Annotated in this window: 13 protein-coding genes; all 13 read right to left on the bottom strand. The window is 66.5% G+C overall.

Going from position 1 to position 14,539, the window contains the following annotated elements:
- Positions 1-2: 2 nt before the first annotated feature.
- The 13 genes from J2W78_RS23090 to nuoH all read right to left on the bottom strand — a co-directional run bounded on the left by J2W78_RS23090 (position 3) and on the right by nuoH (position 14,528).
- On the bottom strand, positions 3-1,322 hold the full coding sequence (locus J2W78_RS23090) for a lipoprotein-releasing ABC transporter permease subunit (RefSeq protein WP_253373889.1): 1,320 nt from the start codon (positions 1,320-1,322) through the stop codon (positions 3-5).
- Positions 1,323-1,334: 12 nt separating this feature from the next.
- The gene (gene proS, locus J2W78_RS23085) at positions 1,335-2,660 is read right to left on the bottom strand and encodes a proline--tRNA ligase (RefSeq protein ID WP_253373888.1); all 1,326 of its coding nucleotides are present in this window, start codon (positions 2,658-2,660) and stop codon (positions 1,335-1,337) included.
- Between the two features lie 475 nt (positions 2,661-3,135).
- On the bottom strand, positions 3,136-3,477 hold the full coding sequence (locus J2W78_RS23080) for a DUF1467 family protein (RefSeq protein ID WP_015821650.1): 342 nt from the start codon (positions 3,475-3,477) through the stop codon (positions 3,136-3,138).
- A 62-nt stretch (positions 3,478-3,539) separates the two neighbouring features.
- Positions 3,540-3,944, bottom strand: a complete 405-nt coding sequence (gene mce, locus J2W78_RS23075) for a methylmalonyl-CoA epimerase (protein WP_003598176.1) — start codon at positions 3,942-3,944, stop codon at positions 3,540-3,542.
- Positions 3,945-4,090: 146 nt separating this feature from the next.
- A complete protein-coding gene (locus tag J2W78_RS23070) occupies positions 4,091-5,764 on the bottom strand; it encodes a ribonuclease J (RefSeq protein WP_253373887.1) in 1,674 nt (557 codons plus the stop codon).
- A gap of 19 nt (positions 5,765-5,783) precedes the next feature.
- Entirely contained in the window at positions 5,784-6,674 is an 891-nt protein-coding gene (locus J2W78_RS23065; protein ID WP_253373886.1) for a biotin--[acetyl-CoA-carboxylase] ligase, read from the bottom strand.
- 19 nt (positions 6,675-6,693) lie between these two features.
- Positions 6,694-8,133, bottom strand: a complete 1,440-nt coding sequence (gene nuoN / locus J2W78_RS23060; RefSeq protein ID WP_253373885.1) for an NADH-quinone oxidoreductase subunit NuoN — start codon at positions 8,131-8,133, stop codon at positions 6,694-6,696.
- Positions 8,130-9,713, bottom strand: a complete 1,584-nt coding sequence (locus J2W78_RS23055) for an NADH-quinone oxidoreductase subunit M (protein ID WP_253373884.1) — start codon at positions 9,711-9,713, stop codon at positions 8,130-8,132. The genes nuoN and J2W78_RS23055 overlap by 4 nt, the downstream gene beginning before the upstream one ends.
- Positions 9,713-11,788 (bottom strand): NADH-quinone oxidoreductase subunit L, encoded by a 2,076-nt coding sequence (gene nuoL, locus J2W78_RS23050; protein WP_253373883.1) that lies wholly within the window; start codon positions 11,786-11,788, stop codon positions 9,713-9,715. Before nuoL ends, J2W78_RS23055 begins: the two co-directional genes overlap by 1 nt.
- Positions 11,789-11,850: 62 nt before the next feature.
- Positions 11,851-12,156 carry an NADH-quinone oxidoreductase subunit NuoK gene (gene nuoK, locus J2W78_RS23045; protein WP_003598182.1) on the bottom strand — a complete coding sequence of 102 codons (306 nt, stop codon included), beginning with the start codon at positions 12,154-12,156 and terminating at the stop codon, positions 11,851-11,853.
- 5 nt (positions 12,157-12,161) lie between these two features.
- Positions 12,162-12,782 (bottom strand): NADH-quinone oxidoreductase subunit J, encoded by a 621-nt coding sequence (locus J2W78_RS23040; RefSeq protein ID WP_003598184.1) that lies wholly within the window; start codon positions 12,780-12,782, stop codon positions 12,162-12,164.
- 209 nt (positions 12,783-12,991) lie between these two features.
- Positions 12,992-13,480, bottom strand: coding sequence for an NADH-quinone oxidoreductase subunit NuoI (gene nuoI / locus J2W78_RS23035; RefSeq protein ID WP_056205043.1), 489 nt, complete (start codon positions 13,478-13,480; stop codon positions 12,992-12,994).
- A gap of 25 nt (positions 13,481-13,505) precedes the next feature.
- Positions 13,506-14,528 carry an NADH-quinone oxidoreductase subunit NuoH gene (gene nuoH / locus J2W78_RS23030; RefSeq protein ID WP_253373882.1) on the bottom strand — a complete coding sequence of 341 codons (1,023 nt, stop codon included), beginning with the start codon at positions 14,526-14,528 and terminating at the stop codon, positions 13,506-13,508.
- Between the last annotated feature and the right edge of the window lie 11 nt (positions 14,529-14,539).

Raw genomic sequence — 14,539 nt, 5'->3', positions numbered from 1 at the left:
CGTCAGCCGTAGCGCAGGGCCTGCACCGGATCGAGCCGGGCGGCGCGCCAGGAGGGATAGAGGGTCGCCGCCAGCGACAGCAGCACCGAGGTGATCACGATGATGACGACCTCGCTCGTGTTCATCTCGGCCGGGATCTCGGCGAGGAAGCGCACCGTCGGATCCCACGCGGTGGGAAACAGGGTGCGCTGGATCGGCTTGATGTTGAGGGTGAACAGCACGCCGCCGATCAGCCCGATCGCCGTGCCGACGAGGCCGATCAGCGCTCCGTTGATGAGGAAGACCCGCATGATCGTGCCCGGCGTCGCCCCCATCGTGCGCAGGATCGCGATGTCCGAGGACTTGTCGCGCACGAGCAGGATCAGCCCGGAGATGATGTTCAGGGTCGCCACGATCACGATGAGGTTGAGGATCAGGAACATCACGTTCCGCTCCACCTCCAAGGCACCGAAGAAGGTGCGGTTGGTCTGGCGCCAGTCGGTGAGCAACACCGGGCGCTCGGCCGCCATCTCGAGGGGCTCGCGCATCTCGCCCACCGCATCGGCGTTGTCGAGATAGATCTCGATCACGCTGACATCGCCGTCGCGGTTGAAGAAGGCTTGCGCCTCGGCCAGCGGCATGAACGCCATGGTGGTATCGAAATCGGTCACGCCGATCTCGAAAATCGCTTTCACGGTGTAGGTCTTGGTGCGCGGCGCGGTGCCGAACGGCGTGCTCGCGCCCTTCGGCGTCGAGAGCGTCACCTGATCGCCGGCCTGGAGACCGAGGGCGTCGGCGAGCCGCTTGCCGAGCGCCACCCCCTGGCCGTCGTCGAAGTTCTCCAGCGTCCCGCCCTTGATCGCGCCGGAGACGGCGGGGATCTTCGGCAGGTCGGCCTCGCGTACGCCGCGCACGAGCACCCCGGAGCCGCCATAGGGCGAGGAGGCGAAGGCCTGCCCCTGCACCATCGGCACCACGGCGCGCACGCCCGCGACCTTTTCCAGCCGGTCGGAGAGATCGACGTAGTCGGTGAACAGCCGGTCGATCGGCGCAGCGAAGACGTGGCCGTTGAGCCCGATGATCTTGGAGCGCAACTCGGAGCGGAAACCGTTCATCACCGAAAGCACGATGATTAGGGTCGCCACACCCACCGCGATGCCGAGCACCGAGAACAGGGCCACCACCGAGACGCCGCCGCCCCGGCGGCGCGCCCGCAGGTAACGGCCGGCGATAATCCACTCGAACCCCGCGAAGGGCGGCGTGGAGGCGCTCGCGCGGGCGTTCTTCAGCCGTCCGAGGATGCCCTTCAAGGAGACACCGGCCTTACCCAACGCAAGCGCCATCGCGGCCGGTCCTCAGAGGCGCCGGATGCGGGCGGGGAGATCGACGGGATCGAGGGTCTCGCGCTCCCCGCTGGCGCGGCGCTTCAGCTCGATCTTGCCCTCGGCGAGTCCCTTCGGGCCGACGATCACCTGCCAGGGCAGGCCGATCAGGTCCGCGGTGGCGAACTTGGCGCCCGGCCGCTCGTCGCGGTCGTCGTAGAGGACCGACAGGCCCGCCGTCTCCAGCGCCGCCTGGATCTCGGCGCAGGCGGTGTCGCAGGCACCATCCCCGACCTTGAGGTTGATCAGCGCCACGTCGAAGGGGGCGACCGCGTCCGGCCAGATGATGCCGGCTTCGTCGTGGCTCGCCTCGATGGTCGCGGCCACGAGCCGGCTCGGGCCGATGCCGTAGGAGCCCATATGGACCGGGCGCTCGCTTCCATCGGGGCCGGTGACGACCGCCTTCATCGGGGTCGAGTACTTGGTGCCGAAATAGAAGATATGGCCGACCTCGATCCCGCGGGCCGAGAGACGCGAGGCCTCCGGCACCTCGGCGAAGACCGCCTCGTCGTGCATCTCGTCGGTGGCGGCGTAGTGCGAAGTCCAGGCATCGACCACGCCCTGCAGCCCGGCCACGTCGTCGAAATCGACGGACGGGGGCGGCACCGGCATGTCGAGATAGGCTTGGTCGCAGAAGACTTCGCTCTCACCGGTCTTGGCAAGGATGATGAACTCGTGGCTGAGATCGCCGCCGATGGGGCCGGTGTCGGCGCGCATCGGGATCGCCCTGAGGCCCAGCCTTTCGAAGGTGCGGAGGTAGGAGACGAAAACCTTGTTGTAGGAGTGGCGCGCCGCGGCCTGATCGAGATCGAACGAGTAGCCGTCCTTCATCAGGAACTCGCGCGAGCGCATGGTGCCGAAACGCGGGCGCACCTCGTCGCGGAACTTCCACGAGATCTGGTAGAGGTTCTTCGGCAGATCCTTGTAGGAACGGGTGCTGGCCCGGAAGATTTCGGTGACGACCTCTTCCGCCGTCGGGCCGTAGAGCAAGTCGCGCTCGTGGCGGTCCTTCAGACGCAGCATCTCCTTGCCGTAGGCCTCGTAGCGGCCGGATTCGCGCCAGAGGTCGGCCGCCTGGATCGTCGGCATCAGGATCTCGATGGCGCCCGCGCGGTCCTGCTCGGCGCGGATGACGTCGCAGACCTTGTTGAGGACGCGCAGTCCCAACGGCAGCCACGCATAGATGCCGGCCGCCTCCTGGCGGATCATGCCGGCCCGCAGCATCAGGCGGTGCGAAACGATCTCCGCTTCCTTCGGCGTCTCGCGCAGGATCGGCAGGAAGTAGCGGGAGAGACGCATCGTTCGACCTTGGAAGCGGGCAGGCGCAGCCGGAGAGGAGCTAAGGCCAGCGTGCGAGGGCACACAACACATTGCCCCCGCAAAACACAAGCGCCCTGCGAACACAGGGTCGGCTGGCAATGCGGCGGAACGAAGCCGGCGAAGCAGCGGCGCGCAGCGTTCTCGATGATCGGCGGAGGCTGCTTGACGCGCCGCTTGCAAAAAAGCGCCGCGAACCGTCTCTCCCCTGATGACAAAGGGAAATGTTCTTCCTATAAGCAGCGCCGTGATGGTCGCAGCCCACGAGGCAGCGCACGGTCCGGGTCTTGGGAGGAACAATCAGCCAACGCGCCGCAAGCAATGCGCGACATAAATCAGGCTGAAAAACACTTCGGTTATCCAAAGCAAGGCCTCGTGCCTTGCTTTTTGTTTTTGGACTAAGCCTCTTCTTGGGCTCGGTAGCCCTCTACGCCAGAGTCGGAGCGCCCCGTTGCCCTTACAGGCGGGCGAGCGGGAAGATCAGCAGCGCCGCGAAGAACGCGATGGCGGCCAGGAGCGTCGTCAGCAACGCCTTCTCACGCAGGCGCGGGCTCGCGGGCGCCCCCGGATCCTGGCCCGGCACCAGCCGCTGCGGATCGGCCTCGGCGGCATTGCCCAGCGGCAGGATCGCGAACAGGAAGGTCCACCACAGCACGAAGTAGAGTGCCAGCGCACCGAACACCGTCAGTTCGAACCCCTTCACGGCGACCGTCGCGAACAACGCGGTCAGTGCTGCCACCGTCAGAAGGGTCAGCGGGGTCGAGGCGGTCAGGGTGCGAAGGGACAAGCGGGTCATCATTTTCAAAACGGCATGAAGCGGCCGGGCCAGCGCCCGACCGATCGAGATCGGAGGACTGTCCCTCAGACCTGCTCCAGCTCCACCAGCGTCCCCAGGAAGTCCTTGGGGTGGAGGAAGATCACCGGCTTGCCGTGGGCACCGATCCTCGGCTCGCCGGTGCCGAGCACACGGGCGCCGGCCGCCTTCATCTGGTCGCGGGCGGCGATGATGTCCTCGACCTCGTAGCAGACATGGTGGATGCCGCCGGCCGGGTTCTTGTCGACGAAGCCCTGGATCGTCGAGTTCTCGCCGAGCGGCGACATCAACTCGACCTTGCTGTTGGGCAATTCGACGAACACCACCGTCACGCCGTGCTCCGGCTGCGGCAGCGGCTCGGTCACCTTGGCGCCGAGCGTGTCGCGGTAGACCGCCGTCGCCGCGTCGAGATCCTTCACCGCGATGGCGACGTGGTTGAGCCGTCCGATCATTGCTGCCTCCCTCCCTGTCTTCTCGAACCCCAGGCCCGGCCATCCTTGCCGGGCCTGATGACTGGATCCTGCGCCTCTCTCTGCGGAGCGGTCGCGCCTTCAGGCGCCCCGCGCCCGCTCGCCGTAGCGATGCGGGCGCGGGGTGATCAAACCTCCACCACCTGCACGTGGCAGGCGGGCTTCTTGCCCCATGCCTCGTTGACGGCGGAGCGCACGGCGCGGTCGACCGCGTTCTCGACGGCTTCCGAGTCCTTCATCTTGCCGCGCGACAGACCGTTGAGGGTGCGGTTGACCGTATCGACCACGGTGTCGAGCAGCGGCTCGCCGCTCCGGCCGCGATTGGGCAGGCCCATGATGTCGACCGCCGGATCGCCGATCACCTCGCCGCGCTCGTCGATGGCGATAGCCACCGAGACGATGCCGGTCTGCGACAGCTTGCGCCGCTCGGGGATGGCCCGGTCCTTGGAATCGATGAGGACGTTGCCGTCCTTGTAGAGCCGCCCGGCGCGGACATGCTCGACGATCTCCGGCTTACCCGGCGCGAGGCGGACCACCGCACCGTTGCGGGCCTTCACCACCGACTCGACGCCCTGCGAACGGGCAAAGCGCGCATGCTCGTCGAGATGCAACGCCTCGCCGTGCACCGGCACGACGGCCTTCGGCCGCGTCCAGGAATACATCGCCACCATCTCCTCGCGGCGGGGATGGCCGGAGACGTGAACGAGTTCGGTGCGGTCGGTGATGACCTCGATGCCATCCACGATCAGGTCGTTGATGATGGCGCCGACATCACGCTCGTTGCCGGGGATGGCGCGCGACGAGAAGATCACCCGGTCGCCGGCCGTGAGCGAGATCGCCGGATGGTCGTGGCGCGAGACCCGCGACATCGCCGCCCGCGGCTCGCCCTGCGAACCGGTGAGCAGGCAGACCACCTTGTCGCGCGGGATGTGCGAGTAGGACTCGGCCGAGAGGAAGTCCGGCAAGCCGTCGAGGTATCCGCATTCGCGGGCGACATCGATCACGCGGTCCATGGCGCGCCCGACGGCGATCACCTGACGCCCGCAGGCCTGCGCCGCCTCCGCCACGGCACGGATACGCGCGACGTTGGAGGCGAAGGTCGTCACCGCGACGCGGTGGGGCGCGTTCTCGATCAGCTTGCGCAGGGTCGCGGAAACCTCGGACTCGCTCGGCGAGCGGCCCTCGCGCAGAACGTTCGTGGAGTCACAGATAAGCGCGAGGATGCCCTCGTCGCCCATTGCCGTGAACGCCTCGGGCGAGGTCGAGTCGCCGGCCACCGGGGTGTCGTCGAGCTTCCAGTCGCCGGTATGGAGCACGAGGCCGTGCTCGGTGCGGATCGCCACCGCGTTCGACTCGGGGATCGAGTGGGCCACCGGCACGAACTCGATCTCGAACGGGCCGACGGTGACGCGCCGGCCCGGCTTGATCTCGCGCAGATCCACCTTCGGCGCGCCGGGCTCGGAGAGGCGGCGGGTCTCCAGAAGCTGCTTGGCGAACCGCGTGGCGTAGACCGGCGCCTTGATGCGCGGCCACAGCTCGGAGATCGCGCCGATATGGTCCTCGTGCGCGTGGGTGATGAAGATGCCCAGAAGGTCCTTCTTGCGCTCCTCGATGAAGGTGAGGTCGGGGAACATCAGGTCGATGCCGGGCAATCCCTCTTCGCCGGCAAAACCCATTCCGCAATCGACCATGATCCATTTGCGCTGCTTCTCGGGTCCGATCCCGTAGAGGCCCGCATTCATGCCGATCTCGCCCACGCCGCCGAGCGGCACGAAGACGAGTTCGTCCTGCCGTGTCGTCATCTTGTTCGTCTATCCAGTCTCAGGCCGCCGTCGCGGCACGTCCGAAATGCACCTCGCCCGCCGTCACGGTTCGTCGGGTTCCGTCCGGGGCGAGGATCACGAGCCGCCCCCCCTCGTCGATCGTTTCAAAGATGCCCGTCAGCGTAGCCTCGGCCATGCGAACCGAAACGGGGGCCCCTACCCCCGCCGCGCGCTCCAGCCACCGCCGCCGGATATTCGAGAATCCGCGCCCCTTGTTCCAGATCCGGACGGCTTCGACAAACCGTTCCGACAGGAATTCGAGCAGCATCGGCGCATCCGCCGCGGAAAAAGTCGCAAGCGCCGCCGCTGGATAGGGCAAACCGTCGGGCGCTGCCGCGACGTTGACGCCGAAACCGACGACGACGGCCCGTCGCCCGCCCGGCAGTGTCTCGGCTTCCAACAGGATGCCGGCGAGCTTTTTGCCGTCGGCAAGAACGTCGTTGGGCCATTTTAGATGGATGGAGGATGAGGCAGGAGCAAGACCTTGCGGCGCCAATGCATCCCCTCTCCCCGCACGCGGGGAGAGGGCTTCGGCGACCTTGTCGTCGCGCCCCTCTCCCTGCGTGCGGGGAGTGGGGCGCGCATGGCAAGCGTCGTGCAAAGCGTCCACCAGCGCGCAACCGGCAACGAAACCAAGCGTCGCGACCATCTCCGGCGCCACACCAGCCACCGGCATCAGCAGACTCGCGGCAAGGTTGCCTTCCGGCGAGGTCCAGGCGTTGCCGCGTCGGCCGCGGCCCGCCTCCTGGCGATGGGTCGCGACCCAGAGCGGACCGGCCTCCCCGCCATGGGCGAGGCGCATGGCCTCGCTGTTGGTCGAGTCGAGCCGGTCGTGGCTGTGCAGCCGGTATCCCTCGGACCGGGCCGCCGGACTCAGCCGGAATGGCATCCGCCTCAGAACAGCGACCTCAGAACAGCGACTTGGCAGCGTCGCCGGCCGCCGAGACCAGCGGGGCTGGGATGAGGAAGAACAGAACCACGACCGCGCTCGACACGCCGAGCACGATGGCCGAGCCCGGCGGGATCCGCTCGTAGGGGGCCTTGGCCTCGTCGAAGTACATCACCTTGACGAGGCGCAGGTAGTAGAACGCACCGACGACCGAGGTCACCACGCCGACGACCGCGAGCGTCACCAGACCCGCCTTGATGGCGGCGGCGAAGACATAGAACTTGGCGAAGAACCCGGCGAGCGGCGGGATGCCGGCGAGCGAGAACATCATCGCGGCAAGGCAGAAGGCCAGCCACGGATGGGTGCGCGAAAGGCCCGAGAGATCGTCGATGGTCTCGAACATCTGGTTCTTGCGGCGCATGGAGAGCAGCACCGCGAAGGCGCCGAGCGTCATCGCGAGATAGATGATCATGTAGATCACCACGCCGCGGATGCCCTCTTCCGAGCCCGCCGCGAGGCCGATCAGGGCGTAGCCGACATTGCCGATGGAGGAATAGGCCATCAGGCGCTTGATGTTGCGCTGGCCGATCGCAGCGAACGAGCCGAGCGCCATCGAGGCGATCGAGACGAACACGATGATCTGCTGCCAAACCGCCATGACGTCGGGGAAGGCGCCGATGAAGACGCGCACCGTCATCGCCATGGCGGCGATCTTCGGCGCGGAGCCGAAGAAGGCGGTGACTGGCGTCGGCGAGCCTTCGTAGACGTCCGGCGTCCACATGTGGAACGGCACGGCCGCAAGCTTGAAGGCGACGCCGGCGGCCACGAACACGATGCCGAGCACGATGCCGAAGCTGGATGGGCCGTCGAGCGCGGTGACGATGCCGGGGAAGGAGACCGTGCCGGTGAAGCCGTAGACCAGCGAGGCGCCGTAGAGCAGCATGCCGGAGGAGAGCGCGCCGAGCACGAAGTACTTCAGGCCGGCTTCGGTCGACTTCACGTCGTCGCGGTGGAAGGCAGCGATGACGTAGGCCGCAAGCGATTGCAGCTCCAGCCCGAGATAGAGCGAGATCAGGTCGTTGGCCGAGGCCATCACCAGCATGCCGATGGTGCAGAGCACGATCAGGATCGGGTACTCGAACCGGTCGATGCGCTCGCGCTGGAAGTAGTCGCGCGAGAGCAGGATGGTCGCCGCCGAGCCGATGAGGATCAGCGCCTTCATGATCCGCGCGAACGGATCGGCGATGAAGGCGCCGTTCAGGGTCGTCACGTTGCCCGTCTGCGAAACGACGAGGAAGAAGGTGAAGATCAGCAGGATCAGCGCGCCGATGTTGACGCCCTCGGACGAACGCTCGCCGCGCCACGCCCCGTAGAGCACGAGCAGCAGAGCGCCGACGCTCAGGACGATCTCCGGCAGGACCGGCGTGATCGCCGGCAGGACGGACTGGATCGGGGTCATCGCGCGGCGGCCTCGACGGTTTTCTGGGACTCGAGGACGGCCGTCTTCTCCGCAGCGGCGGATTTCGCGGCTTTGGCGGCGGCCTCTGCGGTCTGCGTGTTGGCGAGCGCGCCGCGCATGTTCTGCACCAGTGCCTCGGTGGAGGGCGCGAAGGTGTCGAGCACGGGGGCCGGATGGACGCCGTACCAGATCGTCAGTGCGACGAGCGGCGCAATGATGATCTTTTCGCGGGTATCGAGATCCAAGATCCCCTGAAGGTTGGGCTTGTCGAGCTTCCCGTAGATCACCCGGGCGTAGAGCCACAGGGCGTAGCCGGCCGAGAGGATGATGCCGAAGACCGAGAAGAAGGCGACCGTCGGGTTGGCCTTGAAGGCCCCCATCATCGCCAAGAACTCGCCGACGAAGCCCGACGTGCCGGGCAGGCCGACATTGGCCATGGTGAAGACCATCATCGCGGCGGCGTAGAGCGGCATCCGCCGCACGAGGCCGCCATAGGCCGCGATCTCGCGGGTGTGCATCCGATCGTAGACGACGCCGACGCAGAGGAAGAGCGCGCCCGAGACGATGCCGTGCGAGATCATGAGGAACAGCGCGCCCTGGATGCCCTGCTCGTTGAGGGTGAACAGGCCGAGCGTGACAAAGCCCATGTGCGCCACCGACGAGTAGGCGATCAGCTTCTTGATGTCGGTCTGCATCATCGCGGTGAGCGAGGTGAAAATGATCGCGATCACAGAGAGCGCGAAGACCAGCGGCGCGAACTCGGCCGACGCATCCGGCAGCATCGGCAGCGAGATCCGGATGAAGCCGTAGCCGCCCATCTTCAGCAAGATGCCCGCCAGGATCACCGAGCCCGCGGTCGGCGCCTCGACGTGGGCGTCGGGGAGCCAGGTATGGACCGGCCACATCGGCATCTTCACCGCGAAGGACGCGAAGAAGGCGAGCCAGAGCCAGGTCTGCATGTGCACGGGGAAGCGGTGCGCCAGCAGCGTCGGGATATCGGTGGTGCCGGCCTCCCAGTACATCGCCATGATGGCGAGCAGCATCAGCACCGAGCCGAGCAGGGTGTAGAGGAAGAACTTGAAGCTGGCGTAGATGCGCCGCTTGCCGCCCCAGATGCCGATGATGAGAAACATCGGGATCAGGCCTGCCTCGAAGAACAGGTAGAACAGCACGAGATCGAGGGCGCAGAACACGCCGATCATCGTCGTCTCGAGGACGAGGAAGGCGACGAAGTACTCCTTCACCCGGTCTTCGACCGAAAGCCACGACGCCCCGATGCAGAACGGCATCAGGAAGGTGGTCAGCAGGATCAGCGGCATCGAGAAGCCGTCGACGCCGAGCTTGAACCGGATCGTCTCGGCAAGCCACGCATGGCTCTCGACGAGCTGGAAGCTCGGGGACGCGATGTCGTAGCGGGCCCAGGCGGCCAGCGAGAGCAGGAAGGTGACGATCGTCGTGATCAGCGCCGCCCAGCGGGCGTTGCGCTTCACGGCCGCCGTCTCCTCACCCAGGGTCAGGATGAAGGCGGCGCCCGCGAGCGGGACGATCAGAAGCCCGGAGAGAATGCCGAGGCCGAGCATCAGTGGGTCCCCCCAGGCACGCCGGAGACGAGGTACCACGTGATCAGGCCGGCAACCCCGACGAGCATCACGAAGGCGTAGTGGTAGACGTAGCCGGTCTGGAGGCGGACCACGCCGCGGGTGATGTCCACCACCCGGGCCGAGATGCCGTCGGGGCCGAGGCCGTCGATGACGCGCCCGTCACCCTCCTTCCAGAGGAACAGGCCGAAGTTCTTGGCCGGCCGGACGAAGATCCGGTCGTAGATCTCGTCGAAGTACCACTTGTTGAGCAGGAAGCGGTACAGGATCGGCTGCGACTCTGCGAGGCGATGCGGAAGATCAGGCCGGCGCAGGTACATCCAGAAGGCCAAGAGGAAGCCCGCGACCAGCATCACGAAGGGCGAGGCGGCGACCCAGCCCGGCGCATCGTGGATCTTGTGCATGATGTCGTTGCCGGACCCGTGTGGGAGCGCGTTGCCCCAGAACTTGTCCATGTCGTGCCCGATGAAGCGCTCCTTGAAGATCAGGCCGGCGAACAGCGCGCCGAAGGCCAGGATCGCGAGCGGGATCGTCATCACGAGCGGGCTCTCGTGCGGCTTATGAGGCGCGTGGTCGTGGTGCTCGACCGCGCTGTGCGAGGCCGGCTCGACATCGTGGCCGTGGTCGTCGTGGGCGACGCCCTCGTGGTGCCCCAGCGCGCCGTCCGCCTGATGGGCATGGTCGTCGTGGCCGTGGGCGCCGTGCGCGACCCAGCGCTGCGGTCCCTCGAAGGTGAGGAAGAACAGGCGCCAGGAGTAGAACGAGGTCATCAGCGCGGCGATCACGGTGGCGAGGAACGCCAGCACGTGGCCGGGACGGTCCGACATGTAGGCCGCCTCGATGATCGCGTCCTTGGAGTAGTAGCCCGAGGTGAAGGGGAAGCCGATCAGCGCGATCGTGCCGATCGTCATCATCGCCGTGGTGAAGGGGATGTAGCGGCGTAGCCCCCCCATGTTCCGCATGTCCTGCTCGTGGTGCATCGCGTGGATGACCGAGCCGGCGCCGAGGAACAGCAGCGCCTTGAAGAAGGCGTGGGTGAAGAGGTGAAACACGCCGGTGGCGTAGGCGCCGACGCCGAGGCCGACGAACATGTAGCCGAGCTGCGAGCAGGTCGAGTAGGCGATGACCCGCTTGATGTCGTTCTGCACGAGGCCGACGGTCGCCGCGAAGAAGGCGGTGATGCCACCGATGACGGTGACGACGGTGAGCGCGGTCGGGGCCAGCTCGAACAGCGGCGACAGGCGCGCGACCATGAACACGCCGGCGGTGACCATGGTGGCGGCGTGGATGAGCGCCGAGACCGGGGTCGGACCCTCCATCGCGTCGGGGAGCCAGGTGTGCAGCAGGAACTGCGCCGACTTGCCCATGGCACCCATGAACAGGAGCAGGCAGGCGAGCGTCAGGGCGTGCCAGTCGTGGCCGAGGAAGTGGAAGGTCGCGTCCTTCAGCTCCGGGGCCTTGGCGAAGATCGCGTCGAAGCCGACGGAGCCCGTCAGGACGAAGACGAGGAAGATGCCGAGCGAGAAGCCGAAATCGCCGACGCGGTTGACGATGAAGGCCTTCATCGCCGCGGCATTCGCCGAGGGCTTCTCGTACCAGAAGCCGATCAGCAGGTAGGAGGCGAGGCCGACGCCCTCCCAGCCGAAGAACATCTGCACGAGGTTGTCGGCGGTCACCAGCATCAGCATGGCGAAGGTGAACAGCGACAGGTAGGCGAAGAAGCGCGGCCTGTGCGGATCCTCGTGCATGTAGCCGATGGAGTAGAGGTGCACGAGGGTCGAGACCGAGGTCACGACCACCAGCATCACCGCGGTCAGCGTGTCGACCTTGAAGGCCCAATCGACGGTGAGGTCGCCGGCGGTGAACCACTGGGCGACGGGCACGGTCTCGGCGCGGCCGTCACTGGTGACGAGGAAGAACGCGCCCCAGGAGAGCAGCGCCGCGAAGGCGAGGCAGCCCGTCGTCACGAGCTCGCTCATCCGCGCGCCGATGAACCGGCCGAACAGGCCGGCGATCAGGGCGCCGATGAGCGGGAAGAAGACGATCGCGTGATACATGGGTCGGTCGTGCCTCGCAGCAGGCGGACGAAGGGGACGGGGCTCTCTTCAGGGAGGCGGCGTCAGCCCTTCATCATGCTCACGTCCTCGACGGCGATGGAGCCGCGGTTGCGGAAGAACACCACCAGGATCGCCAGACCGATCGCAGCCTCGGCCGCGGCGACCGTCAGCACGAACAGGGCGAAGACCTGTCCGGTGATGTCGTTGAGGTGGGTCGAGAAGGCGACGAGGTTGATGTTCACGGCGAGCAGGATCAGCTCGACCGACATCAGGATGACGATGACGTTCTTGCGGTTGATGAAGATGCCGAGCACGCCGAGCGTGAACAGGATCGCGGCAACCGTCAGGTAGTGGCTCAATCCGATCATCGGCCTCAGACCTCCACGCCCTGCCGCGAGGGCACCTTGATGGTATCGACCGCCATGCCCTGCGTGCGGGCGTTCTGCACGGCGATGTTCTGACGCTTGACGCCGGTGCGCTCACGCAGGGTCAGCACGATGGCGCCGATCATCGCCACCAGCAGGATCAGGCCGGCGATTTGGAAGGCGTAGACATAGTCCGTGTAGAGCACCCGGCCGAGCGCCTCGGTGTTGGTGGCGGTCTCGCCGTGGGCAGCACGTCCCAGCGGCGCCTGCACGAGGCCCGGATCGATGGTCCAGGTACCGACGACCAGCACGAGTTCGATCAGGAAGATCGCGCCGATCAGGCCGCCGATGGGCAGGTAGCGCTGGAAGCCCTGGCGGAGGGCGGCGAAGTCCACGTCGAGCATCATCACGACGAAGAGGAACAGCACCGCGACGGCGCCGACATAGACGACGACGAGGATCATCGCCAGGAACTCGGCGCCCATCAGCACGAACAGCCCGGCGGCGTTCACGAAGGCGAGGATCAGGAACAGCACCGAGGTGACGGGGTTCCTGGCAGCGATCACCATGAAGCCCGAGGCCACGGCGAAGCCCGCGAAGAGATAGAAGAAGGCGGCGGCTGCGGTCATGCGATTTTCAGCATCGGCCGCCCAAGCGAGCGGCTCCCTTCTGCCTCGGTGGACCCTCGGCCGCATTCGGCGGCCGGTCTAGCGCATCGACAGCGAGGCGCTAGGTTCCTGTTTCCGCATCGTCTTTTTCCGAAGGCCGGAAGCCGCCGTTCGGGACGATGCTCTATAGAACTGGGCTGTGCGACGCACAACCGATGCCGGCGGCCGAACTAGCGGTACGGCGCATCGACCGCGATGTTGCGGGCGATCTCGCGTTCCCAGCGATCGCCGTTCTCAAGCAGCTTCTGCTTGTCGTAGAGCAGCTCCTCGCGGGTCTCGACCGAGAACTCGAAATTCGGACCCTCGACGATGGCATCGACCGGGCAGGCCTCCTGGCACATGCCGCAATAGATGCACTTCACCATGTCGATGTCGTAGCGCGTCGTGCGCCGCGTGCCATCGTTGCGGCGGGGCCCCGCCTCGATGGTGATGGCCTGAGCCGGGCAGATCGCCTCGCAAAGCTTGCAGGCAATGCAGCGCTCCTCGCCGTTGGGGTAACGGCGCAGGGCGTGCTCACCGCGGAACCGCGGCCCGCGATGGCCCATCTCGAAGGGGTAGTTGATCGTAGCCTTCGGCTTGAAGAAGTATTTCATGGCGAGGAAGAACCCCGATACGAACTCCTTCAGGAGAAGGCTTCTGGCGACCTGATCGAGCTTCACGGCGCGATCTCCAATTCCGTTGGGTTCAGGCGCCCGGCGCGAGGCCGGTGAGCTTGAGGACGAAGGCGACGACGATGACCGAGATCAGCGAGAGCGGAAGGAAGACCTTCCAGCCGAGCCGCATGAGCTGGTCGTAGCGGTAGCGGGGCACCATGGCCTTCACCATGGCGATCATGAAGAACAGGAAGCTCGCTTTCAGCGCGAACCAGATCACGCCGGGCACCCAGGTGAAGGGCACGAACGGGATCGGCGAGAGCCAGCCGCCGAGGAAGAGGACCGTGCCGAGCGCGCACATGGTCATGATCGCCACGTACTCGCCGAGCATGAACAGCAGGTACGGCGTCGAGGAATACTCGACCATGTAGCCCGCCACGAGCTCCGACTCGGCCTCCGGCAGGTCGAAGGGCGGGCGGTTGGTCTCGGCCAGGGCCGAGACGAAGAACACGCCGAACATCGGGAACAGCCAGAGCCAATACCAGCCGAACAGGCCGAGCGCGGTGTCCTGCGCCATGACGATGCGCGAGAGGTTGAGCGAGCCGGCGCACAGCAGCACGCAGATGATGACGAAGCCGAGCGAGACCTCGTAGGAGATCATCTGCGCCGCCGAGCGAAGCGCGCCGAGGAAGGCGTATTTCGAGTTCGAGGCCCAGCCGCCCATGATGACGCCGTAGACGCCGAGCGAGGAGATCGCGAAGATGTAGGTGATGCCGACATTGATGTCGGCGATCGCCCAGCCGTCGGCGAGCGGGATCACCGCCCAGGACGCCAGCGCCAGCATCGCGAAGACCAGCGGCGCCAGCAGGAAGATCGCCTTATTGGCGCCCGCCGGGATCACCGGCTCCTTCAGCACGAACTTCAGCAGGTCGGCGAAGGACTGGAACAGGCCCCAGGGCCCGACCACGTTCGGGCCGCGGCGCAACTGCACCGCCGCCCAGATCTTGCGGTCGGCCAGCAGCGCGTAGGCGATGAAGACGAGGAGCGCGGCGAGGAGCACGAAGCTCTTCAGCGCGATCAGCAGGACGGTGCCGAGCACTTCCCAGAAGGTCATCGGTTAGCGTC

It is taken from the genome of Methylorubrum extorquens (genome assembly GCF_024169925.1).
Lineage (GTDB): Bacteria > Pseudomonadota > Alphaproteobacteria > Rhizobiales > Beijerinckiaceae > Methylobacterium > Methylobacterium extorquens_A.
Note: the sequence above shows the minus strand (reverse complement) of the source record. Positions and strands in the feature narration are given on the sequence as shown.

Coding starts and splice junctions, on each gene's coding strand:
- nuoN (WP_253373885.1), bottom strand. CDS start 8,133: ATGACCCCGATCCAGTCCGTCCTGCCGGCGATCACGCCGGTCCTGCCG.
- mce (WP_003598176.1), bottom strand. CDS start 3,944: ATGATCGGACGGCTCAACCACGTCGCCATCGCGGTGAAGGATCTCGAC.
- proS (WP_253373888.1), bottom strand. CDS start 2,660: ATGCGTCTCTCCCGCTACTTCCTGCCGATCCTGCGCGAGACGCCGAAG.
- J2W78_RS23055 (WP_253373884.1), bottom strand. CDS start 9,713: ATGCTCGGCCTCGGCATTCTCTCCGGGCTTCTGATCGTCCCGCTCGCG.
- J2W78_RS23090 (WP_253373889.1), bottom strand. CDS start 1,322: ATGGCGCTTGCGTTGGGTAAGGCCGGTGTCTCCTTGAAGGGCATCCTC.
- J2W78_RS23065 (WP_253373886.1), bottom strand. CDS start 6,674: ATGCCATTCCGGCTGAGTCCGGCGGCCCGGTCCGAGGGATACCGGCTG.
- nuoL (WP_253373883.1), bottom strand. CDS start 11,788: ATGTATCACGCGATCGTCTTCTTCCCGCTCATCGGCGCCCTGATCGCC.
- nuoK (WP_003598182.1), bottom strand. CDS start 12,156: ATGATCGGATTGAGCCACTACCTGACGGTTGCCGCGATCCTGTTCACG.
- J2W78_RS23080 (WP_015821650.1), bottom strand. CDS start 3,477: ATGATGACCCGCTTGTCCCTTCGCACCCTGACCGCCTCGACCCCGCTG.
- nuoH (WP_253373882.1), bottom strand. CDS start 14,528: ATGACCTTCTGGGAAGTGCTCGGCACCGTCCTGCTGATCGCGCTGAAG.
- J2W78_RS23070 (WP_253373887.1), bottom strand. CDS start 5,764: ATGACGACACGGCAGGACGAACTCGTCTTCGTGCCGCTCGGCGGCGTG.
- J2W78_RS23040 (WP_003598184.1), bottom strand. CDS start 12,782: ATGACCGCAGCCGCCGCCTTCTTCTATCTCTTCGCGGGCTTCGCCGTG.